General features: G+C 44.5%; 25 protein-coding genes. 21 read left to right on the top strand and 4 right to left on the bottom strand.

What is annotated here, in order from left to right:
• Nucleotides 1–38 precede the first annotated feature (38 nt).
• From H6760_02600 to H6760_02500, 21 genes are all read left to right on the top strand, one after another.
• Complete coding sequence (locus tag H6760_02600) at nucleotides 39–5459, top strand: fibronectin type III domain-containing protein (protein USN54037.1); 5421 nt, start codon at nucleotides 39–41, stop codon at nucleotides 5457–5459.
• Nucleotides 5460–5461: 2 nt separating this feature from the next.
• Nucleotides 5462–5779 carry a hypothetical protein gene (locus H6760_02595; GenBank protein USN54036.1) on the top strand — a complete coding sequence of 106 codons (318 nt, stop codon included), beginning with the start codon at nucleotides 5462–5464 and terminating at the stop codon, nucleotides 5777–5779.
• Entirely contained in the window at nucleotides 5763–6266 is a 504-nt protein-coding gene (locus tag H6760_02590; protein ID USN54035.1) for a hypothetical protein, read from the top strand. The genes H6760_02595 and H6760_02590 overlap by 17 nt, the downstream gene beginning before the upstream one ends.
• 101 nt (nucleotides 6267–6367) lie before the next feature.
• Nucleotides 6368–8056 (top strand): MFS transporter, encoded by a 1689-nt coding sequence (locus H6760_02585; GenBank protein USN54034.1) that lies wholly within the window; start codon nucleotides 6368–6370, stop codon nucleotides 8054–8056.
• A 40-nt stretch (nucleotides 8057–8096) separates the two neighbouring features.
• Nucleotides 8097–8435, top strand: a complete 339-nt coding sequence (locus tag H6760_02580) for a hypothetical protein (GenBank protein USN54033.1) — start codon at nucleotides 8097–8099, stop codon at nucleotides 8433–8435.
• An 18-nt stretch (nucleotides 8436–8453) separates the two neighbouring features.
• The gene (gene heR, locus H6760_02575) at nucleotides 8454–9236 is read left to right on the top strand and encodes a heliorhodopsin HeR (GenBank protein ID USN54032.1); all 783 of its coding nucleotides are present in this window, start codon (nucleotides 8454–8456) and stop codon (nucleotides 9234–9236) included.
• Between the two features lie 66 nt (nucleotides 9237–9302).
• A complete protein-coding gene (locus H6760_02570; protein ID USN54031.1) occupies nucleotides 9303–9749 on the top strand; it encodes a hypothetical protein in 447 nt (148 codons plus the stop codon).
• A gap of 496 nt (nucleotides 9750–10245) precedes the next feature.
• Nucleotides 10246–10791, top strand: coding sequence for an RNA polymerase sigma factor (locus H6760_02565; GenBank protein ID USN54030.1), 546 nt, complete (start codon nucleotides 10246–10248; stop codon nucleotides 10789–10791).
• Nucleotides 10792–10795: 4 nt separating this feature from the next.
• On the top strand, nucleotides 10796–11947 hold the full coding sequence (locus H6760_02560; GenBank protein ID USN54029.1) for a hypothetical protein: 1152 nt from the start codon (nucleotides 10796–10798) through the stop codon (nucleotides 11945–11947).
• A 370-nt stretch (nucleotides 11948–12317) separates the two neighbouring features.
• Nucleotides 12318–12590 (top strand): hypothetical protein, encoded by a 273-nt coding sequence (locus H6760_02555; protein USN54028.1) that lies wholly within the window; start codon nucleotides 12318–12320, stop codon nucleotides 12588–12590.
• Between the two features lie 425 nt (nucleotides 12591–13015).
• On the top strand, nucleotides 13016–13192 hold the full coding sequence (locus tag H6760_02550; GenBank protein USN54027.1) for a hypothetical protein: 177 nt from the start codon (nucleotides 13016–13018) through the stop codon (nucleotides 13190–13192).
• A gap of 343 nt (nucleotides 13193–13535) precedes the next feature.
• On the top strand, nucleotides 13536–14012 hold the full coding sequence (locus H6760_02545) for a hypothetical protein (GenBank protein ID USN54026.1): 477 nt from the start codon (nucleotides 13536–13538) through the stop codon (nucleotides 14010–14012).
• 89 nt (nucleotides 14013–14101) lie between these two features.
• On the top strand, nucleotides 14102–15358 hold the full coding sequence (locus tag H6760_02540) for a hypothetical protein (GenBank protein ID USN54025.1): 1257 nt from the start codon (nucleotides 14102–14104) through the stop codon (nucleotides 15356–15358).
• A 50-nt stretch (nucleotides 15359–15408) separates the two neighbouring features.
• Complete coding sequence (locus H6760_02535; GenBank protein ID USN54024.1) at nucleotides 15409–15888, top strand: metalloregulator ArsR/SmtB family transcription factor; 480 nt, start codon at nucleotides 15409–15411, stop codon at nucleotides 15886–15888.
• Complete coding sequence (locus tag H6760_02530) at nucleotides 15878–18109, top strand: copper-translocating P-type ATPase (protein USN54023.1); 2232 nt, start codon at nucleotides 15878–15880, stop codon at nucleotides 18107–18109. Before H6760_02535 ends, H6760_02530 begins: the two co-directional genes overlap by 11 nt.
• Nucleotides 18106–19152 (top strand): sulfite exporter TauE/SafE family protein, encoded by a 1047-nt coding sequence (locus H6760_02525; GenBank protein USN54022.1) that lies wholly within the window; start codon nucleotides 18106–18108, stop codon nucleotides 19150–19152. Before H6760_02530 ends, H6760_02525 begins: the two co-directional genes overlap by 4 nt.
• Before the next feature lie 16 nt (nucleotides 19153–19168).
• Nucleotides 19169–19414, top strand: coding sequence for a cation transporter (locus tag H6760_02520; GenBank protein ID USN54021.1), 246 nt, complete (start codon nucleotides 19169–19171; stop codon nucleotides 19412–19414).
• A gap of 53 nt (nucleotides 19415–19467) precedes the next feature.
• Nucleotides 19468–19788 carry a YdeI/OmpD-associated family protein gene (locus H6760_02515; protein ID USN54020.1) on the top strand — a complete coding sequence of 107 codons (321 nt, stop codon included), beginning with the start codon at nucleotides 19468–19470 and terminating at the stop codon, nucleotides 19786–19788.
• 2 nt (nucleotides 19789–19790) lie between these two features.
• Nucleotides 19791–20156, top strand: a complete 366-nt coding sequence (locus H6760_02510) for a DUF1801 domain-containing protein (protein USN54019.1) — start codon at nucleotides 19791–19793, stop codon at nucleotides 20154–20156.
• Nucleotides 20157–20819: a M48 family metallopeptidase gene (locus H6760_02505; protein USN54018.1), complete on the top strand. Its 663-nt coding sequence runs from the start codon at nucleotides 20157–20159 to the stop codon at nucleotides 20817–20819.
• 54 nt (nucleotides 20820–20873) lie between these two features.
• Nucleotides 20874–21518 carry a hypothetical protein gene (locus H6760_02500; protein USN54017.1) on the top strand — a complete coding sequence of 215 codons (645 nt, stop codon included), beginning with the start codon at nucleotides 20874–20876 and terminating at the stop codon, nucleotides 21516–21518.
• Nucleotides 21519–21542: 24 nt separating this feature from the next.
• Here the strand turns inward: H6760_02500 and H6760_02495 are convergent, their stop codons facing one another.
• The 4 genes from H6760_02495 to H6760_02480 all read right to left on the bottom strand — a co-directional run bounded on the left by H6760_02495 (nucleotide 21543) and on the right by H6760_02480 (nucleotide 25834).
• The gene (locus H6760_02495) at nucleotides 21543–23489 is read right to left on the bottom strand and encodes a hypothetical protein (protein USN54016.1); all 1947 of its coding nucleotides are present in this window, start codon (nucleotides 23487–23489) and stop codon (nucleotides 21543–21545) included.
• Complete coding sequence (locus tag H6760_02490) at nucleotides 23476–23865, bottom strand: HAMP domain-containing histidine kinase (protein ID USN54015.1); 390 nt, start codon at nucleotides 23863–23865, stop codon at nucleotides 23476–23478. Before H6760_02490 ends, H6760_02495 begins: the two co-directional genes overlap by 14 nt.
• Before the next feature lie 210 nt (nucleotides 23866–24075).
• On the bottom strand, nucleotides 24076–24930 hold the full coding sequence (locus tag H6760_02485; GenBank protein USN54014.1) for a hypothetical protein: 855 nt from the start codon (nucleotides 24928–24930) through the stop codon (nucleotides 24076–24078).
• A 217-nt stretch (nucleotides 24931–25147) separates the two neighbouring features.
• A complete protein-coding gene (locus H6760_02480) occupies nucleotides 25148–25834 on the bottom strand; it encodes a response regulator transcription factor (protein ID USN54013.1) in 687 nt (228 codons plus the stop codon).
• Between the last annotated feature and the right edge of the window lie 54 nt (nucleotides 25835–25888).

Raw genomic sequence — 25888 nt, 5'->3', positions numbered from 1 at the left:
CACTTGCTCAATAGTGGAAAAAGTGGGATAATTTTGTCGTGACCAAAAAAAGGTCGGCGAAAAAAAGCCCCCCAAAAAGAGCTGGTTTCGGAATATTTTCTTTATCAGCCAGCTTACAGAAAAAAACAACGCTTCTTCGCGCGAAACGCAAGAAGCAGCGTCCTTATACCGCGTTTATCCCATTATATTTTGGATGGGTACTTGCCATTTCCTTAAAACGTAATAAAAAGGTAGCGCAAAAGGTAATAAAGCCTTTTAAAAGTTCTCGACGTTACGCAGGAGCAATTATTTCGTCTGTTTTACTCATTAGCGTGACATTTTGGGCTCTCACTATTGGTTCCTCTCGAGCGGCCACTTATTATTGGGTGCAGACAGACTGGAGCGGTGGTCAAACTGCAAATACTGCTCAGCATCCAGGTGATCAGACAGGTTGGAATGAGTACTCAGCAGCTGATGCAAACCTTAACATTGGCACGGAACTAAGCTTAACTACCACGTCGCAGTCTCTCGTGCAAACGAGTGATGCTGATTTTGGTACAGGTACCACGAGTAGCACTCAAGTCACGGGATCGGGAAGTGGGGCCTATGTTGAGTTGGCCCAATCAAGTGGTGGCACTGCCTATTCCGACACCACTGACGCAAAAGGAGTTTTTGTCGACGGTAATTATGCCTATATTGCCGATGGCGTTGATGGTTTGAAAATTTTTGATATTTCGAATCCTTTATCACCTCAGCCCCTTGGTAGTGTCGACACAAACGACGCGCGAGACGTTACCGTTTCAGGCAACTATGCGTATCTTGCTGACTATACCGGTGATGTTCGTGTAGTGGATATTAGCAACAAAAATGCGCCGAGCTTAGTAGGGCAATATACAAGCACGGGAGAGGTGTACAGCGTATACCTTCGTGGATCATATTTGTATGCCGGTTTTGCAGTAGGAGGTTGTTCAGGTTTTTGTCGTGTGATGCGCATTTATGTGTTGTCTTTGGCGGATCCGGTAAACCCAAGTCTCAGTGCGTCAAACGTTTCATATCAAGCAAGACCGTATCGCCTGGTTGCTGATGGTGATTACTTATATGGGGTTGGGTACGATGATTACGGAGAGGCTGCGAGTTTAAACATATACAATATTGGAACCCCGGGTTCTATTAGCGGTGTACGAGGATATTCGTATGATTTTGAAGCCTTTGATGAAGGATATGATGTAGCTATAGTAGGTAGCTACGCATATACCGCAGACTCCTCGGTTGGTGTCACTATTATTGATATTAGTAATCCATCTGTCCCGGTTCGCATAGGGGCTTATAGTACAGGTTTGACTGATGTGCGTTCAGTAGAGGCGGTAGGCACAGACTTGTACATTATTGATGACGCAAGCTTAAAAGTGCTTGATGTGAGCAATCCAACCTCTCCATCAGAAGTGAGCAGCACCGCACTTACCGCGCTCGGAAAACATGTGTTGCAATCAGGCACCACTAGCTATATGGCTGATGGTGCAAGCGGATTAGCCATTAATATTCCTTCAACCTATCTTACACCGGGCACTTTCACCTCAGCGGCACTTAATACAAACGGAAACACTGTTTTTGATACCTTAAGTTGGAATGCTACCGTTCCAGGAAGCACCACTTTAACTGTTCAGGCTCGTACCTCAAATGATTCAGGCATGAGTGGAGCACCTGATTGGTCCGGATGCGGTAATTTAACGAGCGGGAATGATATTAGTTCTGACGCTTGCGTCACGGATGGTGAGCAATACATTCAATATCGAGTGAGTATGTCGACGAGTGATACTAGTGCTTCGCCGCACTTTGAAGACATTAGCATCGGTTATCAACAATACCCATCATCACAAACACTGACCTCATCTGCTTTTGATAGCACCGATGCATTAAATGCGCTGGGGGGTATGCGCTGGACAGAAAATCTACCGAGTGGTACTGAAATCAAATTTCAGATTCGGACCGCTCCAGATAGCTCAGGATCTCCTGGTACTTGGTCAAGCTGGCTTGGTCCTAGCGGCACAGGGGATTATTATACTGATCCAAGTGGCGGAGAGACGGTGAATAGCACTCATACCGATAGTACGAATGATCAGTGGATGCAGTATAAGGTATGGCTAGAGTCTTCAAACGGTTATGCGGCGCCAACACTGTATGATGCAACTATGGTGTATGTGGTAAATGCACCGCCTGAGTTTGAGGGCGCACCAACAGCTACCCAGCAAAGCAGTGATGGTAGCGTGCTTATCACTTACTCAGTTCGTGACCCAGATGGCAGCTCTGGCTCAGGACAGGTGACCCCGAGTTTTGAATATTCGTTAAATAATGGCCTTGATTGGTTTAACGTGACCACAGGGCTATCATCCGGGGCAACCGATCCTAAAGACATCGATGAAACTAATTACACTGAATATAGTGCAAGCTGGAACGCAAAAGCCCAAATCGATGGGACCTATAGCACCACTACCTTAATTAGAGTCACTATTGATGATGGGGAATTAGCAAATAATACAGCCAGCGATGAAACAAGCGCCTTTACTCTTGATGTAAAAGACCCAGTCCTCGGTAGTCCGGCAATTGTGGTGGACGCACGTACTGACCCCGCTTCTCTCGATCTCTCCGGCTCTGATGATAGCAGCCTTGAAATGCAAGTATCTTTGCGGAGTGACTTTGTTGGCGCGACGTGGGTAAGCTATGCCTCTTCCTCAACTATTTCCTTGGTTACTGATCCAGATACAGTCTATGTCCGTTTCCGTGATGCGTACAAAAATACCAGCAGTAGTGCATCAGCGGTAACACCAGAAACACCAACAACAGTGATTATTCGTGATATTAGTAATGTAGAAGCTGATGCCTATCAACTCTTTATTTCTTGGAAGGCAGTAGCACTGCCCGACCCAGGCTTTAGCGAATACACGGTGTATCGTTCAACAGACGGCACGAGCTATAGTACGATTAGCCACATAAGCGATAGAGCAATTAACTATTATCTCGATCAAAGTGTTACAGCAGATACAAGCTATTGGTATAAGATATCAAGCGAAGATAGCGATGGAAATTTTTCTTACTACTCGGCGGTTGTCTCAGAGTCTGCCAACGGACAAGGAGGTACTGATAGTACGCCTCCAACTATTTCAAATGTAGCAACCAGTCAGATAGGTACTCAGACGGTCACTATTACCTGGGAGACAGATGAGCTCTCTGATTCTACTATTGGATATTCAGATACCCCAGCTGATTTTGGTACGACTATCGGTGTTGCAACTCTGATGGATAATGAAGCAGGTGTTGGTGTTCACCGAGTCATACTTACCGGACTCGATCCCTCGACAACGTACTATTTCAGAGTTCGTTCAGAGGATCCGGGTGGGAACTCGGCAACTGACTCTGACGGAGGTGATGGATATACGGTAACAACCTTAAGTGGTCCAGCAATTTCTAATGTAAGTACGCAAGAGGTGAGTAATACTGAAGCGAGTATAAGCTGGTTAACTGATGTAGAGTCTGATTCACACGTCTTCTATTCAGTGAATTCAGATATGAGTGATGCCATTGAGGTTGGTCTGGATACTCCACCAACGATGAATCATTTAGTGAAGTTATCAGGACTGACAAACGGTACCCTGTATTACTACTATGTAACCTCAGGCGTAGCTTTTGATAACAACGGTGGTGAATATTACTCCTTTGTTACGACTAGTGATACAGTGCCACCAGTCTTATCAAATATACAGGCCGATCCGGTCATTGACACTCGAGCAGTAGTTACCTGGCTAAGTAACGAGCGAGCAACATCTCAATTGCGTTATGGGACAAGCTCGGGAAATTATACGGTTACAACGAGCTTAGACGAAAGTCTCAACCTAACCCATTTAGTTACCTTAAGTAATCTCAGCCCTAAGACGACATACTATTACACTGTTTCGTCAGTTGATGCTTCAGGTAATAGCACAACGAGTACAGAAAAATCCTTTAGCACTTTAGAAATGCTGTCTGAGGAATCAGATGTAGAGCAACGTGAACAAGATGCTATTGATGGTAGTAAGGATGAGACAAATCCAAGCATAACCGGCATCGAGGTGGTAAACATTAGCGATAGCGCTGCCACTGTGCGTTGGACTACAAGTGAGGAAGCGAATAGCTTTATTCAATTTGGCCTTACCACAGTTTACGGAACTATTTATGGTGACTGGACTTATGCCACCAGTCATAGCCTTACTCTGCAACAATTAAACAGTGGGTCTACTTATCATTATCGAGTTATTTCCGTTGATGCAAGCGGCAACACGTCGATTACCGGCGATAAAACATTCACTACGTCTGGCACTGCACCAATCGATAGAAACAATCCTGATGAGATTAAGAATATCCTTGAAGAAAATCTTGATCTACTGAATGATCTCTATGGCAATGTTAGCATTGATATTTTAGAGCTAAGTTTAGAAGAGCAGTATCAACTCATCGAGGAGTTATCAAAAATAATTCCTACTCCGCTTATTAGTGGAGAGCCTCGCGTGGATGTTGGTCCAACTTCAGTCACTATCCAATGGAGAACTGATAAAGACTCTAATGCCCTGGTAGCTTACGCTTCAGATGCTGACTTTGCTCTGGCACAACAGTATACTCAGGTGGTGGGTGATGCGGAAACCTATAGCACGACCCATTCAGTTACGGTTTACAACTTACAGCCTGATACAACCTATCATTACCAAGTGCGTAGTCGAACAAAGATTAGCCAGACAACGCAAAGTGCAGACTTTAGTTTCACTACTGATCCGCAGGTTTTTGATATTCAAAATTATGCCGTCGAAAAAATATCAAGCGAGGAAGCGGTATTCCGCTGGACCACCACTCGTGATGCAGATGCCACTGTACGGGTGATACCTTATCGCAATAACATCAAAGCGGTCGATGAGTTAAGCAGTGTTCGAGATGATACGCAAACCATTATTCATCAGGTGACTGTAGATAGTTTTGAGTCTGGAGTGACTTACGCAATTGAGTTGGTAAGTGTTGATGCAGATGGCAATACGGTTTCCAAGACGCTTGACTCCTTTGTGACCGGCGATGAGAATGCGCCTCCGCTTATCTCGCAGATTCAAACTGACTCAGCCCTTTCCCCGGGCCGTGATACTAAAGTCCAAACCATCATCAGCTGGCTAACAAATGAGCCAGCCACTAGTCGAGTGTACTATCGACAGGGTGTTGCCAGTGCTGATGAAGCAATTACCGAAGCCACGCCACTTGATACAAACTATACGAAACGGCACGTTGTCGTTTTGACAAGTTTTGAGCCAGGTTCGGTGTATCAGTTCAAGGTGGAGAGCACGGATTCCAGTGGACAGACCTCGGTGTCTGAGCCTCTGACTATTCTTACTCCACAGCAAGAACAAACAGTTGTGCAGGTAATCCTAGGATCAGTGCAAGACCTCTTTGGTTGGTTAAATCTTTTCTAAATATGTTTCATCGCGGACCACTTAAAGCAACCCCGTTCAAACATGCACTTTATCTCATTAGCGCTACTGTGTTCGGCGTGCTGTTAAGTTTGCTGTTACATTTAGGAATTGAGCAGTGGTATTTAAGCTGGGCTGAGAAAAATGGACAGGTTATACATTGGACCTGGGGATGTGCGCTTCCACCATACATTCAAATTGGCTTGTTACTACTTGGAGCGATTGGTGGGTATTTCTTAGGGCGATGGTGGTGGCGAGTGCTCTATATTGAGCAGCGCTGGGTGCGGCAAGCTTCAACAGGGGATTATGAAGAAAAAAGTTAAAGTAAACGATAGCTTTCAGCAGGCCTACACATACTACCGGACAGAAGCGCCTGGCCGAAACTTTGCTCCAGAGTTTACGCCTGAATTAAGTCCTGCGCAGATGCTGCGACTAGGTGTTTTTGGGGGTAAGTACCTCAATGATTGTCAAAAAGAATTTCCCGCTTCATGGTTTCGCGGCGCACGATTATCCTCCACCCATAATCCCCACCTCAATTTCTTTGCTGTCGACGCTAGTCAATCTTTAGCAGAGTGGCAGCGCAAAGGCTGGATTTATCCAGAGGATCCACGAGGTTGGTTTCAATGGTACTGTCGCTATTATTCAGGCCGTCGTATTCCCAGGGAGGATGAGCGTCAAATAAAGCGCTGGAAAGCTATTCGTCGTCACGTTGGTCAAATCAAGAAGTATTGCGCGCCTCGTGATATGGCTTGTCGCCGTCGGCAACGTCAGGCGCTGCTACACTGGGCCTATGACGCTCGGAAGATATGATGCCGTAGTCTCGACAAGTTATTGAGCGGCGAGTATACTTGACGTTACGTTATTATCCGGGAGTGCTCCGGGTGAGTACGGCCATTCATTTTTTTGCAATTATGGAAACAAATACTTCACATCCTATTCGCGCTTGGTTCCAGAAGTGGGGCCTAGTAGTTGTACTTAGCCTTGCTTTGGTGATTATCATCTTTGATACCACCATGCTTAATGTTTCTATTCGAAACGTTGTGCATGATCTCGGTACAAGCTTGCGAAATGTGCAGTGGGCCATCACCATCTATTCTCTTGTTATGGCAGCCTTTATGCTCACTGGTGGCAGAATAGGTGATATGTATGGCCGCAAAAAGCTTTTCCTTATCGGCGTAGTGGTGTATGCGACCGGCACTATCACTGCCGCACTCAGTCCGAACGTAAATGTGTTGATATTAGGCTGGTCAATTATTGAGGGCATTGGAGCGGCATTGATGATGCCAGCTACTGTTTCGCTTATTTTGGCGAATTACCGCGGCAGGGATTTGCGCATTGCCTTCGGCATCTGGGGCGGCACCGCTGGCGCGACTGCAGCACTTGGACCACTATTCGGCGGTTATATGACTACGCATTTTAGCTGGCGCTGGGCTTTTGCTACTGAGGTGATTATTGTCATAGTTATTCTCGCTCTGGCTCGCTATATTCGTGATCCACGCACGCATGATGCTTCACGCGAGAAGCTTGATTATTTAGGCGCCATCCTGTCAGCGTTTGGTCTTGGTTCGGTGGTGTTTGGCCTCTTGGAAGCAAGTCAGTACGGTTGGTGGAAGGCAAAAGAGATTTATTCTATGGGCGATATTGCTATACATCCTTTTGACCTTTCCATTACCCCAATAGCAGTAGCCCTTGGCGTGCTCATACTCATCTTTTTTGGTTTTTGGCAGCGACGCTTACATCGTTCACAACGTGCAGATGGTTTAGTGCCCCTTATGAATCCAGTGATATTGCAGAATCGAGCTTTTTCCACTGGCATTGTGACATTGACCATTCTCGTATTAGCTCAATCTGGCATCTTCTTTACCATTCCAGTTTTACTACAGGCTATTTTGGGTTTAAGCGCCTTTGATACGGGCCTAGCATTGATGCCGATGTCGATCGCCTTGTTTATCGCCGCTGGGCTTTTCTCACGTTTCACTGGTCGCTTCCACGCTCGCTACATTATTCAGCTCGGCATTCTCATCTCTTTCATCAGTGCTTTTGTGCTCAAGAGCGAGTTCTCAGTTGATATGAGTCAATGGGATTTGATTCCCGGTCTTGCCTTGTATGGCTTTGGTTTTGGATTAATCATGTCCCAGATTACCAATCTTACTTTAGCCACTATTCCACTGCAGTTTTCTGGCCAAGCGTCAGGTTTAAATACCACCTTCCGTACTGTGGGCCAGGCACTTGGTACGGCTATTATTGGGACGATTCTCTTAAGCTCCTTACTCTCTCATGTTGAAACAGGCGTCCAGGACTTGGTAAATATCCCTGAGGCAATGAAGCCTCAGTTGATTGAAGCGATTGAGGAGCAGGCTCGTACTTTCGGTAACGCTGAACCGGGTGATACCTCTAACATCCCAGCTGAACTGCTGCCGCAGTTATCCCGTCTACAGTACGAGGCAATCGTTGATTCAAACAAAGATGTGATGAATTACGCAGCTGCTTTTACCTTACTCACCCTCATTGCATCCTTCTTCTTACCTAGAGACGCTGAACACGAAGAGATGGCAGCAGCAGGAGCGTCGCTTACAGATCCAGTAGCAGAGCCTAAGTAAGTACTACGCAAAGACCGAGGCAAGTGATATACTTTAGTATATGCGTACGTTTTTGATTATCCTTGCCTGTCTACTTAGCTGCCTCTTTGGATTTTTTCTCGTCCTGAATGTGCTTTTTTCTGATAGCGCCGGGATAAATGATTACATAGTTGCTGGAGCAATAATTTTTGCAGTGTACTTGCTTTTTAGCGCTGGCTTTACTTTTGCGTTTCCATCACTTTGGAAAGCGTGGACGGGTATTTGGCTAGTACCAGCTGCACTATTCGTGCTACTAATGCTATGGCGTGAAAGCGAACAATGGTTGTGGCAACTTATTCTTTTTGGTATTATTCTTTTTGCCGTTTGGATTGGCGCGTGGCTAGGCAAACGGTTTAAGTAAAGAAAAAAAGGGGGGGGTATGAAAATGCGTAGTCAAAAAGAGCAGTTAAAAAAACTACAAGTCTGGAATTGGTCAATGGCCGCCCTTCACTTCGTGCAAGGCGTCATTATGGTTTTGATAAGCAATAATTCATCTTTACCAGTTGTTACTTCATACCTGAAAATCGATCCAAATAATCCAGTTTTTGGTGTAGCTCCACTTCCTGAGCATTTGTTTGACTTACGCTTAGGCCCCACCGTAGCGGTCTTTCTCTTCCTTTCTGCTTTTGCGCATTTCCTTCTAGCCGGACCTTTGCGGGAATGGTATGAGGAGAATTTGAAAAAGGGCATCAACAAGCTGCGTTGGGCTGAGTATGCCTTATCCTCGTCAGTTATGATTGTAGTTATTGCCATGCTTTGTGGTGTGTACGATCTTTGGCTACTCATTTCGCTGTTTGCCTTGAATGCGATTATGAATCTCATGGGCTTGATGATGGAAGTACATAATCAGACGACCAAGCATACGAATTGGCTTTCGTACTGGATAGGAGTTTTGGCTGGCTTAATTCCCTGGCTGGTCATTGTTGCTTTCTTCATTGGCGCGGTACAGTCGACCGGAGTGGAGATTCCTACCTTTGTTTATTTCATTGTGGCCACCATCTTTGTCACCTTTAACATCTTCGCGATTAACATGGTCCTGCAGTATAAGAAGATAGGGAAATGGCAGGACTATCTCTACGGTGAAAAGGCCTATATGATTTTGTCCCTGGTGGCGAAATCAGCTCTAGCCTGGCAAATGTTTTCCGGTACTCTCCGGCCTTAACCTGAATGCTTGACCTGCAGTGCAGCGGGTGTAGACTGCTTTTGGGTATGCAAGAGGGAGGTGCATATGTCGAATTTCCTCTACGCGCAACTCAGTGTTCAAGAAGAAGAGATTCTAGAGTTGTGCGAGAGAGTGAAAAGGTGGCGCCTGTTTATCCGGATAGGGTCAACTATAGCCACGCTAGCGTTTCTGCTATTTGAGCTTGTTGCAGTGTACTACTGGGCAAGACTGGAGGATTTGCTCGGGTATCTGACTCTGCCCGGTGCTTTAACAGCGATGCTGCTCAGCTCCGGGTTACTGGGGTGGCTTCTAGTGCGCTATCTGCTGCTTGGTTCGTATTACCAAGGTCTAGACCGGGAGATGCGAAACGAACTAGCCACTAAGCATGGTCAGGCGCTCTATGAAAAGCTCATGGCGGCGCAACGGGTGTATCAGTTCTGTGTAGAGCGTCGCTCTGGTATTGGACTGGTGTGTAGCACGCTTCATCGGATGCGTTCAGCACAACAGTTCTAGTTCTCATCCCCAGACCAATCGGCCTGGGGATTTCTTTTTATAAAAAAGCACCCCCGTCGGTACAACGACACGACGGGGGCACATGCGCAGTGAGCCTGGGGGAGTGCTCAGGTGCGCAGGCGTAGGTGGAGAGAGAGGCATCTGAGCCGAAGCATCGGTGAGTCATCATCACAAAAGGTGATCAGCTTTGCAGCCAATAGACCATAAGGATATGACGCCGAACATGTCAGCACCAGACTGGCGGGGGATCCTTAGGGATGAAGCCAGTACAAGTAGTAACAAGGGTGGGGAGCCGCTTCGGGCAGTGGGATGATGCAACTACCGCTGTATGAAGGTAGCGAGGTGTCTGGGGGGACACCTATCTCATCCCGCCTCTCTCTCATTTCTAATGAACATCGAGTGCATATACTAGACTAGATATGAAAAAATGTCAAGTAATAGCATTTCTTGGTAGATGTAACAAAATAATCCTATTTCCGATATACTAATATACGCTATGCAACACGAAAGCCAAGTACAGGAAATCGTCGCCAGAGCGCAACAAGGGGATCAAGAAGGGGTGGCCGAACTTTTCCACCTTTTCGGAGACCGGGTGTTCCGTTTCTTGCTTATGCGGGTCAGTAGTCAGGAAACAGCTGAGGATTTAACCCAAACTGTTTTTCTTGAAATGATTCGCTCATTGCCCCGATATAAGGAGCAGAAACATGCAAAATTCTCTACCTGGCTTTTTCAAATTGCCCGTTTCCGCTTGATTGATCATTATCGTGGCCAACGCACCCAGGTTGATATTGAGAGCGTGAGTCATACTTTATCAAGTGATCCGGATGAGATGCCAGATGTAATAATGGAGCGGGAAATGGAATCAGCCTTAACCCGCCTTCCTGAACGCTACGCAACTCTGCTCCATATGCTTTATCGAGAGGATCTAAGTATAAGTGAAGTGGCAAAAGTAATGCAGATCAGTGCTCTCAATGTGCGCGTATTGAAACATAGGGCTTTGCAAGCCTTACGCAAGGAAATGGAACAACTCTCTTATTCGTAAATATATGTCGAAACATTTTTCATCAAAAGAAATTATCAAGCTGTTAAAGATGTCTCATTCTCAGTCTTTATCTCCGGCTGCCCGTGAACGTATTGAGGCTCGTTTGCGTATGGCTGCATCGAGCGTAACAGTCCCGGAAGCTGATCGATATAAGCAGCGATCAGGTTTTTTCCTTAATCACAAAAATATGATTGCAAGCATCCTTATCGCTATCGTGTTATTAGGCAGCGGCACCGGCACTGTCCTCGCAGCGAATAATGCCAAGCCAGGAGATTGGCTCTTTGGTATTGATCAAGCCGTCGAGCAAGTCCGTTTAAATTTAGCCACCTCAGCTGAGGCGCGACTCCGCATCCAGGCTGAGATTGCAGCTGAGCGAGCAAAAGAGCTAGCTGAGTTAGAGCAAGAGCAAAAGGAGCAACTAGCTCGAGATGCTGCTGATCATGTAAATTCCGCTCTGCAAAATGCGCAACAAACCGTAGCTGAAGTGCGCGATGAATTAGAAGCCAAAGAAAATGAGCATGCTGCAGCGACGCTAAGTAACGTTGAAGTAAAACTGCGTGAGATTGAAGACGCACAAAACAGTCATAGTCTTCAGCGAATTGAAATTGAAGTGCACGTAGCTGGTGCACAAGCCTTTGTTCAGGCTGAAGTAGCAAATCAGCACAGTGAGTTTACCCTGACTACGACTGATCGTGAAGAAATTATTAAAGCAGTTACCGACCGTTTAGGCTTAAGCGAAGCCCAAGTTCGGGCAGCTATCAAAATTGAGTATGATGGTGTAGATCTGCAAAATGCCAATAGCAGTGATGACCATTCTGACACCAATGATGATCATGGAAATGATAATAAGAATACGCATGTAGATGCAACCAACTCTCATGAAGGAAATGTGAATGATGATACCAATTCACATAACAGTAATAGTAATTCAAACGATTCAGAGGATCACGGCGATGAAGAAGAAGCCCAATGGGAAATAGAAGTCCGGGTACGTGAAGATGGCACAGAAATTAAAGCCCGCCGTGGTGATACACAGCGCTATGAGTGGACCTCTGCAAATACCAGCACCTCAAGTTTGGCTCAAGAGATTGCGACACGCACCGGCCTAAGCGCGTCGCAGGTACAAGCACTCTGGGATTTTGAAATAGATAATTAGGCTCATTCCTCCTTTCAGCCTCAAAGGCCAGGAGAGGGCAGCTCCTGGCTTTTAGGTATCTATAAAAAAATGGAGCCCCAGCGCATCTATGTTTCCCGATTGGAATTCGGGCGACAAGTATTGATGCCTGGGGCAGGATCCCGTTTTTTTTCGGCTTTTGAGTGGGATCGGTCCCATCAGCCTATCGCCGTTCTACGCTCTCGATGAACCGCGAAACATTCACGCGAGAGTGCCGACAAAACGGATTCTGAGACAACTTCTCTGTCGGCTTGAGAAGTGTCGCTATAATAAACCCCGAGCCTTGGGCTCGTCAAGACTACTTTTACTTTTCCTGCTTGAGGCGTACAATATATATATGCGTGAAAGACACATGCGACCAATCCAAGAAGAGCTTTTTCCCGACCAGGAGGCTCATATGGGTGAACAAGATGCAGAGACCGAGGTGCTGGAGGTTGATCGTCTACATGGTCGAGTGGAAATAGGCGCTGAAGGCTTTGTGCTCACCTTTTATCGTAAGGGGAATGAGGTGCAGCTAGGCTCGATTCAAGGTGCCTTAAGAGAGCAGGATGTACCAAAGGCGGTGCGAGACAAAGCGTATCGTCGTGCTTCTGCTATCCTGAGGACTGAGCAACGAGCGGCCTAGATTTCATCTAGCCGTTGGTCTTTACCGGCGGCTTTTCCTTTCCACTTATCAATAATATGCTTCGACTATAAATTATTTCACTTTTACCATTCGACTACTCTATAGCATTGCGGCCTTCTGGGTATGCTTTGCGTTGTTTTGGTTATTTCGCGACTCAGATTACCGCTTCTTTTATTCTAGCTTTGCGTTAGTAAATGCTTTTGCGCTCTTCTTACTTACTTGGCAATTACGATTGAAAAAGAAGTGGGCCTACTGGATGCTTGCTCTACTCATGTTGTTGAATATTTTTTTGACTATCACTGATCAAATAGGGTGGTTTGATTTGGTATATTTGTTTCCGGCGACTGTATCCCTTTGTTGTCTATTTTATGTTCGTCGCGAAGTGGTATAATTTGTCCTGTAAACATAATTAGTTAAGGAGTTATATGAATAAGGCAAATGCAGGGAGTAGTGGGGCTTTCTATGGTCTCGGTCTGATCGGTGCCGCTATCTACTATATCTCGGTAGCGACTTCATTTTGGATTGGCGTACTCGGTTTGTTAAAAGCGATTATCTGGCCCGTTTTCTTTGTCTACGAGGCGCTGAAGTTTTTGGGGGCGTAGTAAGTATGCCTAAATGCAGCCGCTGTGGAACAAAAACAACAGGAACGTATACACTGTGCTACTCATGCCAGACTAAGAAAAAGTCTTCGAGTGTAAAAAAGTATGGCACGAAAAAGTGCCGGAGTTGTGGTACAGTTATTTCCCGCGATCGTTCGCTTTGTTATAGCTGCTATAAGAAGAAAACAAGATAAATGCCTGCCGATCCTCAGCTTGTTGAAGGTACAAGTAGGTTTATGGGAATAATGCTGAAAGTATTTCTTCCTGCTTTTGGAATAATACTTCTGTTTACTATTGCGGCAACCTACATTCAAGTAAAGTTGAAAAAGTTTATTAAGAAAAAATAATGTCTACCTCAACAGAATTCACTCACAATCTCATTAAAGGTAAAATTGCTGAAACGATATTTGCACAAATGTTTCGCGAATCACGCCAATTTACAGTACTCGAATTTGGGTATGAAAAAATTATCCCTGAGCTTATCCAGCAGGGTTATTCACAAGATAATCCAACAGTTAATATTTTACGTACCGCGCCAGATTTCGCTGTCATTGATCATGCAACAAGCGAAGTCAGATTGATAGAGGTAAAATATCAAAAACAACTAAGTCCTGAATATGTGCTTATAGATGCTAAACGGATGGCTAAGTCTTGGAATCCTTCTTGGCTCTTTATTGCAACGTTGGATGGATTCTATTTTGATGAAGTAAGAAATATCATAGCAATAACCGGTGTAATGCCGGTTTTTACGCATCCACAAATTGGTAGTGATACTCAAGCAAAATACTTGCGTATCCTGAAGGATTTCGAGCAAGGGCAGTAAAGAGATATTTTACAGCGAAAATCCTTTTAATGCCTATTAAAATCTACTCATACTGAGTAAGCTATTTTTTCTATGCTATACTTACCCATATGAAAAAAGTAGCGACGCTCGTCATCATCGCTGTCCTCATTCTTCTGGCAGTGCTTATTGTGCTATTCACTCGTAGAAATAACGACAATACTGTTAGTCAAAATCAAAACTCCTCAATGCAAAATGAAGAAAATATCAATACACAAGAGCAGGCGAGGACGCCGGCTGATGTAGCTGGTCAGGAATTAAGTCATGGACATTGTCAGGGAACCGACAAACCCTTGCTTACCGATTATCCCATGGACCCTAGCGATGTTGGATTTATTATCCCATACGGATTAATGATCGGTGGGCACGTCACCCCAATTGATCATCAATACTTCTCACCCGAGCCTTTTGATTCACCTATTGATGCCTATCCAGTATACGCAATGGCCGATGCGCGGATTGTTGATATAGGGACGCGTACCCACTCTGGTCAGGGGCAAAATGCGAACAAGACCGTGACAGACTTTCGGATAGTATTCAGCATGAGTTGTCATCTATTTTACTACTATGATTTAGTCACTGGTTTAGCACCTGATATACTTAGTGCCTATCAGCAGCAGGGGAATAGTATTGATTTACCTGTGAAGGCTGGACAACGTATAGGGAGTATCGGCGGGCAGACTCTCGATTTTGCTGTTTGGGATACAGAGAGCGAGCTTAGCGGCTTCGTGGTGCCGGAGCATTATGAGCGTGAATCGTGGAAGATTCATACTGTTGATCCGCTGCCGTACTACACTGAAGAACTTCGCTCCCTAGCTTTGACCCAGTATTTACGTACAGTTGAACCACGTAGCGGCAAGATTGACTATGATATTGATGGACGGTTAATTGGCACCTGGTTTGTGATGAATCCTGATGGGACCACAAATGGTTATGCGGGCAATGATCCGTCTGCGTATTGGACTACCCATCTCGCGATCGCTCCAGATCATCTCGACCCTAGCGCTACGGTAATTTCAATAGGTAACTGGCCAGATGGCGCTTCACAGTTCACTATTGCTCACGACGCTGCTAAGCCAGTTGATATTAGTCCAGAAAACGGCCGGGTAGCCTATGACCTTTACGAGCAAGTCTATTACGCTGATGGCCAAGTTTGGGATAGATCAAGTTTGAGCAGCACTCTGGAGCTGCGTTCAGGAACAAGTTCAGCTGGATGTTTTATGGTAGAGATGCTGGAGAGTCGTAAATTACGGGCTGAGGTTTTTCCAGGTCAGGCGTGTAAAGATATAAACACCTTTAGCACAGGCGCGGTCGTCTACATTCGATAGGGGATTTCTTGACAGTTTTTTCTGAAGTATATATATTCGAAATAGCGAATATGTATGAACAAGTTTTTAAACTCCACGCCAAGCTTTTAAAAGCGCTTGCACATCCGCGCCGTTTGGAGGTTTTACATTTACTAAAAGAAGGCCCAGCAACGGTTGAGGAAATGCAAGACATGCTTGGTTTGCCACAAGCAAATCTCAGTCAGCATCTTAAAATACTTCGTGATGCTGGAGCGGTAAGTTATCATCGGCTGGGAAAGCGTCTTCGATACCATTTAGCTCATCCGAATTTTGCTAAGGCGAGTCAACTTATTCGCGACATTATTGTTGTTCAACAGGGCGATAAAAAACCTGATGAATTCAGTAGGACAATGAAGGATCTTATGCCAATCGTGCATGACCCTGTATGTCACATGCGTGTCTCTCCGAGTACGGCCGGCGCGGCCATGCAATATCAGGGGAAGAAATATTATTTTTGCGCGAGTGGATGTAAAAAGGCTTTTCAAAAAAATCCAGGAAAATATGCCAAATAATGTCCAACAGATCAATTTTCATGTGTCTGGCATGCATTGCGCAAGCTGTGCGGCAAATATCCAACGTCGTCTAAAGAAACTTCCAGGTGTAAAAGAGGCAACGGTAAATTATGGAAATCATCAAGCAGCAGTTAGCTTCGACCCTCATGCAACTCCAGAGTATGAAATAGGGCAAACCGTTGCAAAGTTGGGTTATAAAGCGCACATAGGCGTACATGATCACGGCGATCTTACGGAAAAGGAACGAGTCGAAGAGTTGCGTCAGTTGAGACAGAGATTGTTTGTTTCTTTCCCACTCACTGTACTATTGCTTATTGGCGCGATGGTGCCAGGAGCGCCTGATTGGCTGCGTCAGTCATGGTTGATGTGGATACTTGCCACCCCGGTACAGTTTTGGGCTGGAAAAAACTATTACCTGAGCGCTTGGTCTGCGCTGAAAAATCGCACGGCCAATATGGATACGCTTATCGCCTTAGGAACTAGCGTAGCCTATGCCTCCTCAGCATTCTCAATAGTTTACGAAAATCAATTAGCGGCATTAGGTATTAGTCAGCTAGCGTACTTTGAAACTTCAGCTACGGTAATTACATTAGTGTTACTGGGTAAATTTCTCGAGTTGCGAGCAAAAGGTCAGGCAGCTACAGCAATGAAGCGTTTGTTGAAGCTAGAGGCAAAAATAGCGCATGTATTTCAAAAAAAAACTTGGCAGGATCTTCCCCTTACTGACGTGCGTGTAGGAGACCGTATTTTAGTGAAGCCAGGTGAAAAAGTTCCTGTTGATGGGAATATTGTGTCTGGATCCTCTGCGGTAGACGAAAGCATGGTGACTGGGGAAGGCTTGCCAGTAGAGAAAAAGGCAGGAGACCAGGTAATTGGCGCAACTATGAATACTAGCGGTGCTTTTGAGATGGAAGCAAGACGAGTGGGTGATGAAACTATGCTGGCACAAATCGTACGCTTAGTTGAAGAAGCGCAAGGATCTCGACCCCCGGTACAGAATTTAGCTGACAAGATCTCAGCATATTTCGTGCCAATTGTTATCGCTCTTTCATTGCTCACTTTTGGACTTTGGTTATTTTTTGGACCAGATCCAGTTTGGGCACACGCACTTGTAAGCATGGTGAGTGTGCTTATTATTGCTTGTCCCTGCGCGCTCGGCTTAGCCACTCCCACTTCAATTATGGTCGGCATTGGTAAGGGTTCAGAGCTTGGGATACTTATAAAAAATGCTGAAGCGCTTGAATTGGGGAGACGTGTGCAGACCATTGTGTTTGATAAAACTGGCACCTTAACGGAAGGCAAGCCCCGTGTACAAGATATACAAATGATGCGTACTTTTTCCGTCCAGGAGCAGCAAGAGTTACTTGGCCGTGTCCGGACAATTGAAGAACGCTCAAATCATCCTTTAGCAAAAGCTATTGCGCAGTATATCAATGACAAAGGAATACCTAGCGCAGAAACAGCGCCTGAAATAATTGATGTGCCCGGAAAAGGAGTTCGGGCTAAGGATACTATCGGTCAAATGAATATTGGTAGTGCCTCACTGTTGGCTCAAGAGAATATCCAAATCGATGCAGACCAGGCTCAATTCATGCCAGTGAATATGTCTCGTGTATATGTGGCCGACAATCATGAAGCCCTCGTCTCCTTTAGTATTGCTGATACGATACGTGAGGAATCCGCCAGCGTAATTGCCGCCTTAAATCATCAGGGCATACAGACCATAATGCTCACTGGTGATACTAGAGAAGCAGCGCAGCACGTGCAGCGTGAGCTTAAACTTTCGCAAGTTATCGGACAGGTGCTTCCACAAGAAAAAGAGCAGCGAATAAAAGAGCTGCAGCAGCAGAAAAAAGGCGTCGCAATGATTGGGGATGGAATTAACGACGCGCCTGCCTTGGCAGCGGCGGATCTAAGTATTGCAATGGGGCAGGGAACTGATGTTGCTATTGCGACCGCTGGAGTTGTGTTACTTCGTCCAGACTTACGGTTAATTCCAGTGACTCTTGCGCTTTCTCGAGCAACTATGAAGAATATTTGGCAAAATCTTGCTTGGGCTTTTGGTTATAATGTTCTTCTCATACCCGTTGCCATGGGAGCATTAGCGCCGATTTGGGGAATTACTATCAATCCAATTTGGGCAGGCGCTGCAATGGCCTTTTCAAGTGTTTCAGTTGTGCTTAATGCCTTACGATTAAAAACGTTTCGATCACACATATGAATTATTGGGTTTTTTTCTTAGCAGGCTTAACTACCGGTGGCTTAACCTGCCTAGCTGTCCAAGGGGGGTTGTTGGCAGGCGTGATAGCTAATCAGAAGGAACGATCTGAAAACGGAAAAACATCACTAAAATCTAGCGATGCACGAATCCGCGGAACAGATATTTGGCCAGTAGGTATTTTTTTACTAGCGAAATTAATTGTACACACCGCCTTTGGTTTTTTGCTTGGCTGGCTTGGTTCAGTGTTAGCGATAGGATTAAATGTGCGTATCGCTTTTCAACTTGCTGCAGCGTTGTTTATGTTTGCTACAGCAATGAACTTATTAAACGTGCATCCAATCTTTCGCTTCTTAGCATTTCAGCCACCGCGTTGGCTGCAGCGCTTTGTGAAGAAATCAAGTAAGAGCGATACTTTATTTGCCCCCGCAGTATTAGGGGTCTTGACCGTCTTTATCCCTTGCGGCGTTACTCAGGCAATGGAAGTGGTGGCAGTTACTAGTGGCAGTCCTATAGCTGGAGCCCTTATTATGTTTTTCTTTGTGCTTGGTACTTCACCAATTTTTACCTTACTTGGCGTCATGACCGCGAAGCTCTCAGATACGATGCATGGATGGTTTCAAAAAACTGCCGCTGCTATTTTGATTGTCTTGTCGCTTATCAGCTTCAACGGGATCCTTAATGTGTATGATGCACCAATTACGTATGAAAAAATTATTGCAAAATTTCAGAACACAAGCACACCAAAGGCTGTTAGTGATGAAGTGGTACTTACTAACGGTGTGCAGCGAGTAACCATTAACGTGTTGGGTCAAGGGTACTCGCCCCGATATTTTGCGGTTGAAAAGAATAAGCCAGTGGAGTTGATATTGCAGAGTAATGACGTATATTCTTGTGCGGTTGCTTTTACTTTTCGACAATTTGGTATTGACACTTTTTTGCGTCCCACTGACCGACAAAGTTTTCAATTTACTCCAACGCAACCGGGCCGATATACATATTCATGTTCTATGGGTATGTATACAGGCGTGATGGAAGTTATTTAATTCACAATATCCAATTATGTTTTTTCAACGTAAAAAACAAAGCGATAGGCAAAAGACCCTTCTAAAAATTAGTGGTATGCATTGTACTTCATGTAGCATGACCATTGATGATAGTATTGAGGATTTGCCTGGTGTTGATTCTTCAAAAACTAATTATGCGAAAGCACGCACCGAGGTTACGCACGGTGATGAGGTAAAGGCTGACCAGCTTATTCAAGCGGTTCGCGAAGCGGGTTACCAAGCTGAAATTGATATTTCATAATACATCTTGCATGTGTTAATATCAGAAGTGAAGAAATAAACACTACGACTAAAATGTCTCAAAAAATTTCCCCTGGAACAGCTCATACAGTTCCACCTGACCTACAAAAAGCATTAAGCGCTGATAAGGCCGCTCTTGGATTATGGGAGAAACTTACACCACTTGCTCGTAATGAGTGGATTTGTTGGACCACCTTTGTGAAAAAGGAAGAAACGAGAAAGGAGCATGTCCGACGAGTGGTGAGTGAGCTAAAGGAAGGTATGCGACGTCCATGTTGTTGGTTAGGCTGTATTCATAGAAAAGATAAAGCAGTTAGTCCTTCAGTACGAGGGATACTTGAGAAACGAAATAAGAAAACCGCAAGAAAGAAGTAGCTATGCAAAAAGCTAAAACAGTAAGTGCATATATTAGTGCAGCGCCGAAGAAAGCCCAGCCAATGCTACGGCAAATACGGAAATTAATAACAACCGTAGCACCTAAGGCGGAAGAAAAGATAAGCTATGGTATGCCTTATTATGACTGGAATGGTCGTCTAGCATATTTTGCTGCATTTCGTGATCATGTGAGCTTCTTTGTTATGTCGAGCATGCGTTCTGATTCAAAATGGGCAAAGAAACTCGCACCGTATCAAACAGGTAAAGCCACACTACAGTTTCCTTTCGATTCCAAGATTCCTCTTAGTCTACTCCGTCAGCTACTTACTCATCGTTTGCGTGAGTTAAAAGTAAAGTCCGGGAAATAAATGCATACGTATCGCCTTATTCGGTCACGCCGAAGAAGTGTGGCAGTATTGATTACGCCCGAAGCGCAATTGCTGATCCGAGCTCCTCTTCAATTCCCGGTAGAAAAAATCGAAGAACTCCTACGACAGAAGTCGACCTGGATTGAGCAGCATCTCCAACGGATAAGAAAGAACGGTGGACCGAGAAAAGTAAAACAATATCAAGAAGGGGAGCGTTTTAACTATAAAGGTAAAATATTTACCCTACATTTTTCCTCAATAAAAAAAGCAACTCTCCGAGATGATGTTTTGCTTCTACCAACACAAAAAAGACTTCAGGCAAAAAAACTAGTGCACGAATGGTACAAGAGAGAGGCGCGAGAATATCTTTTTTCACGAATTCAGGAATGGAGCGAGCGGACCGGCTTAAAGTATAAAAAACTTCGTTTGAGCAGCGCTAAAACACGCTGGGGTTCCTGCAGTCTGGGTGGAAATATCGCTTTGAGCTGGCGTCTTATCTTATTACCCTCCGAAGCAATTGATTATGTGCTCGTACATGAGTTAGCCCATCTACTTGAGCATAATCACAGCAAGAAATTTTGGCAGCGGGTCGCCAGTATTTTGCCGAATTACCAGCTACAGAAGCAATGGTTTCGACAGAACCGGCATCTTGATACCCTATAGACAGCTGTACTGAGAGGTGTATGCTTATAGTATCAGAATCTTAATGGATGTAGTATGCGCAAACTTATAGGTTTTTTCTTGATTTTATTAGGCTTGGGTTTTCTCCTGCAGCAGCTTGATCTTGCTTGGGCAGACAATCTACCAAATTTTTGGTGGTCCTTGGCAATAATCGCAGTAGGTTTTTACGCATTGAATAATAATCGTCGCATGTGGTTTGGTCCGGCCCTCATTATTTTAGTTGGCTTATTATTGTTTATTGATCAACTCGATCTCTTTGCGAAATCTGCCTGGACCTTATTCTGGCCAATCATTATCATTGTCTTTGGTGCCCGGATCGTCATGGGAAAGCAATGGGATGGAAGGATGAAGGAGGATCAAGGGTCAGCTGATGCAAGCGTGGTATTTAGCGGTATAGAACGCAAAGTGACTGGTCATTTTAAGGAAGGACAAAGCTCAGCCTGGTTCGGTGGCATTAAGTTAGATTTTCGCGAAGCAGATTTGGCTGAGCAATCAGTCCTGAACGCATCAGCCAGTTTTGCTGGTATTGATATTATTGTGCCAAAAAATGTGCGGGTGGTGATGAATGTAACACCGATCTTAGGTGGCTCAGAGGATAAATCACAACCCGATCCAAATGCGAGCAAGACTCTGACAATTCAGGGTACGGCTATGTTTGGCGGGATTAGCGTGAAAAATTAAGAGCGCCAGGAAGTTTTCACAGTTCTAGGCTGGATGAAAGTTTTTTAGAAAGCCTAGTATTTGCTTACTTTGTTTTTTTGCCTCTTTAGCTGCAGTTTCCGAGGAGTGAAGAAGTGAGCTGAGGTACTCAGGATTTGCTATATTAATTTGTCCAAGCTCATTTTTTGCTTCAGCAATATGCTGAAGAATTTCTTGACTAATATCATTGATACATTCTTCCCAATACATTTTTTTTAGTTTTGTAAGATCCTCTTGAAAGTTAATTTCTTTAGTTGATATTTTTTTAATCACCCGCAGGTTGGCTGGCGTGATTCTTCCTTTTGTTAAGTCAGTAAGCCAGTCATGTGCATCATCGTTTAACTGACGTGCTATGAGGAAGTGTTTAAAAAAGTTTTGCAAATGTTGAAGGGGAGCTTCTTCTAAGCTATAGCCGTGGAGCGCAAATACCGTTATTGCTGGTAGTGCATGTCCAAAGCTTTTTTGTGCTAGCTGCGAAAGATCCTTAAATGCAGGCAAGTGTTGGGGTAGCTTAAGTTTTTTTTCATTAACGTGTAGTCGGCAATGGTCAATTTCCCATGCATTAGCCGCGTCTATGGCATTAAGAGTGTTTTCGAGATAAGTAATACCTCCCGGGATATATTGCAAAAGCTTAGTGTATTCTGATTGAAGAGTGCGGAGTAAAACATTGGCGAGAGGTAGCTTCTCAATGAGATCTTTTTCATCGAGAATGTGATCGTAAATGCCATAGGCAATCCATCCATAGATATTATTTATTGCGAGACGTAGCAGATACTCATAGTCGGATCTAAGTATATTTGAGGAAAGTGCTCGGTAACTTAGTAAAGAGAGGAGTGCGATATGTGCGTTTTCTTTTTTTTCAATAAAGTGCAGTATTGTTTGCTTACCCTGATCTTGTAACTCTGGCGCAAGACTAGTAATTTTATAAGAAAGAATTTGATGGACGTCATGCAGAAAGCGCGCCTCGCTTTCATTTGCCTTTGCGATAGTTACAGGAGATTTTTTCTCTTTTTGATGTAGTGCAAGTAGGCAGTATGCGGTTGTAAGGGCGCTCGATCGAGCAATCATTTGTTCGCCCTCGAAGCAGGGATCAATACAATAAGCAATGGCTGGCCAAGCTCCTTTTTCTTGAGCTTCCCGTAAGGACTGTTGCGCACGAGTGCTATCGAATTCATTTTCTCGAATGCCAAGCTCCCTCAGCGTTTCAATAGCTAAAGCGTTATGTAATGGATTACCCCAGGTGCCGTCAGGGAGTTGGAGCTTCTTGATATGACGTAGAATAAAGCTTGAATGTTTTTGAGGGCTACGATAGGAGAGCGCATAGAGGATTGGGAAGGAGCTAGGATAATATCGCGAGAGGAGAACTTCCTGTCGCAATGCATTTTCTAAAAAAGCATCTAGGCGCGGTGTTTTTACTCCGAGGTAACGTAAAAGGCGGGCGATATGTGCATTGACTGCCAAATCAGTATCTGACCATTCACCATCAGGGGAGTGAGAATTCAGTAGCCAGGTGCGGTAGGGTCCGCCGGGTTGCTCTTCCTGATGAATAAGGAGTTGAGTGAGCTTGGCCAACTCAGCGCCGCTTAGACCGTCGGTGTGAAGTAGATGGAGCGCATTCCATCCACATATCGTATCATCGAGGTCATCCGGATAGGGGATTTGTGTAGCCTCTGTACTTGTTCTATTCCAGTAATTAAATGAACCCTGCGCGTTAATTTGTGAACGTAAAAAATGCTCGGCTTTCTTAATGATGAGTTCTGTTTCAGTGTACTCGCGAAGTTGAGCAAGGCAAAAAAGTACATGTGAAGTAAAAAAACTCGTGAGGCGCGGAATTCCCCTGGGATTTTTTTCGCTTAGTGGGCTTGATTGACTGAGGAAGCCCCCTTCTTTTGTTTGTATGTTTTGTAGGTAACGTAGTCCTTGTTTGATGATCTGCGCATTAGTGTTCTCCATGTCGCGTCGGTGAAGAGTTTTGAGGCCAACGAATGGTAAAGGTTGTATATTCGCCGCTTTGCACCTTAATACTTCCTCCCAATTCTTGCTCAACAATACTTTTAACGGTGGATAGTCCAATGCCTATCCCAGTATCACTAGGCTTGGTCGTATAAAATGGCTCAAATATTTTATAGAGCTTATCTTTCGGGATACCAACTCCATGATCTCGGACGCTCAGTTCATTATTTGCATTATCTGCATGAAGTGTGATGAGTACAGTTTTATCTTTTTGCTCAGTTCCTTGATACGCCTCAATCGCGTTGGTTAGGAGATTGAGTATGAGCTGTCTAAACAGGAGAGGGGAGCCATAAATGGAAATTTCTCTAGTGGTCACGCAGGCGATATGCACCTTTGCTTCAGTGCTTTGGTATCGCAGTAGCTCGATAACATCGCTAATCTCATTTGCTGGGAAAAATATTTCATGGCTTTGTTCCCGACTAATTTGCTTTTTAATCCTTTGAATAAATTCTTGTAATTTAGCTCCTACTTTTACGGCTTGCTGTATACGTTCTTGTGTGTCTCCTTGCTTTGCTTCATCACTTTGTTAGAGGCGATGGATATTTAAGAGCAGGCCATTAAGTGGATTAATGAGATCATGAAACAGTCCTGCTGCTAGTCGGCCAAATTCAGCAAATTGAGACAGCTCGGATATTTTTTGTAGCTCAATTTTTCGCAAAGCCTTTGTGCGATTTTGTACCGTAATTTCTAGTAGGTCTTTCTCTTGTTTCAGGGCTTCCTCAGAATATCGAGCGCGTTGCAAAGATTTATTGATTTGGGAGTTAGCCAGCCATGAGATCACAGTTAAAAAGAGCAGTATGATAGAAAAATTTATGGCATCGCTTACTCGTATCCCTTGTTGTATCCAGGCTCGGTCCGGTGTGTGTATACCGTGCTCTTCCAGATACGCAAAATAAATCAAGATAGCCGCAGTGGCAATAGCCAAGCCAATACCAAAGCGAGCTGAAATAAGCATTCCGGAAATAAAAAGGAGGACACCAAAACTCAGTAGTGCGGCCGGCAAATCAATACCCCAAGTATAAGCAGCAAAGCTTATACTGAAGAAATATACTCCAACGACAATGTACGATGTAATCGTAATGTGTTGTTTTTTCATTAACCAGAAGAGAAAAACAAAGGCGAGAAGTATGATGAAAGGGACGGCAACTCGCAGATCGGTGAAGTCAGGGCTTTGCAGTAATCGAATAAGTACGCTGAGATTCAGCGCTAGGACAATAAGTATGGAGGTCGTCAGAATAATAAGGAGAATAAATTCCTTACGACGCTTATCCTCATCAATGGATTTAAGTGCAAAAAGCAGACGAAAAAAATGAACGCCCTTACGCGGGTAGTTCGGTTTTGAAAAAAAGCCGTTTCCAAACTGAGGCGTCGGAGCGTTCATTTTGCGCTATCAGGGAGACCAGGGCTGGAACTCACTTTGCTGCAGAGCAATTTCGGTGCTCTGCAATTCCCCCCGCGTCTCAACTTGGTTGAGCATTTGCTCCAGTAAGGTGCTCATGTGGCTTATTCCTATTAAATTTGTACTACTGCGCAATGTCGACCAGCAAGGCGCACATGTACTATAGAGCAGGTGAGATAAAGAATTGCTTAACTTTATCTTAAGAAGTGATTTTGGAAACTGAACTTATTTTATAACCTCGACCCGGGAGTGTTTCGATTATTTGTCGCGAAGCTTTTTCATTGAGCTTCCGACGCAAATTGAAAATATGCGTTTCTATTGTGTTTGAAAAAGTATTAATTGCCATATCCCAGACATGCTCAATAATCATTCCTCGGGATAAAGGACGATCTGGGTTTCGCATTAAATACTCCAATAATTCAAACTCTTTGCGAGTTAGATATACTTCTTGGCCCCCACATCGTACTGTTTGCTGAATGAGATCCATTTCAAGGTCACCAACGGCCAGTGTATTGTGCACAAAAGTATCGGGTCGACGCAAAAGTGCCCTAATTCTGGCTAATAATTCATTAAAGGAAAAAGGTTTCGTGAGATAGTCATCAGCGCCTGAGTTGAGAAATTCTACTTTCTTTTCGGTATCATTTACCACCGAAAGTGCGAGAATAGGTACCTTATTTCCACGATTTCTTATTTCTTGGCATACTTCCCAGCCATTTTTATCCGGCAGCATGTAGTCCAAAATAATCAAGTCATAGGTGTGATCCCATGACATTTTTGCACCAATGTTACCATTCTCAGCAATATCAACTGAAAAAGCCTCCGCTTCTAAAGCCGGCTTGAGAAACTCACGGATTTCTGGGTTGTCTTCGATGAGTAGTATTTTCATTTTCCCCTCGTAAATGATCCAATTATTTAAGCAGTCTTACTATAGCATAAGTAT

The organism is Candidatus Nomurabacteria bacterium, assembly GCA_023898465.1.
In the GTDB taxonomy this organism is placed as follows: Bacteria; Patescibacteriota; Patescibacteriia; order HK-STAS-PATE-3; family HK-STAS-PATE-3; genus HK-STAS-PATE-3.
The sequence above is the reverse complement of the archived record's forward strand: the minus strand, read 5'-3'. Positions and strand labels throughout refer to the sequence as shown.